Source organism: Cognatundibacterium luofuense (assembly GCF_018139685.1).
In the GTDB taxonomy this organism is placed as follows: Bacteria; Pseudomonadota; Gammaproteobacteria; order Burkholderiales; family Burkholderiaceae_D; genus Undibacterium; species Undibacterium luofuense.
This window is the reverse complement of record NZ_JAGSPN010000429.1, coordinates 1-324: the sequence shown is the minus strand read 5'-3', so window position 1 is coordinate 324 and position 324 is coordinate 1. Positions and strand designations below refer to the sequence as shown.

The 324-nt window shown below is 50.3% G+C and carries 1 protein-coding gene; it reads right to left on the bottom strand.

What is annotated here, in order from left to right:
* Positions 1–186, bottom strand: a 186-nt coding sequence (locus tag KDM89_RS21085) for a hypothetical protein (protein ID WP_212689772.1), incomplete at its 3' end; no start/stop codon positions are given.
* Positions 187–324 lie beyond the last annotated feature (138 nt).

The window sequence follows — 324 nt, the reverse complement described above, 5'->3', positions numbered from 1 at the left end:
ATTTGGTGCTGAAAAAATAAGCGGCGAAGAATGAAAAATGCCACGGTGTGACATCGCACCGTGGCATTTTTTTTGAGGGAGTGAAGCTTGGGAAAATGCGTGCGAATGGCTGTCTATGCGGCCCTGTGGAATTTGGTCAGGCACCGGTTTTGGCTTGGCACGGAGGGAATGGAATAAATCAGTCACCTGGCGTTGTTGCCCCTCGTGGAAAGTGACCACATTACCACGACGAAGATACCTGGCTCCACGCAGTTTTCTTCGCGTTTGCAGGTAATTTGCATGTTAGCCGGCCCTAATGTGGCAATATGCGTATCGTTATCCCGG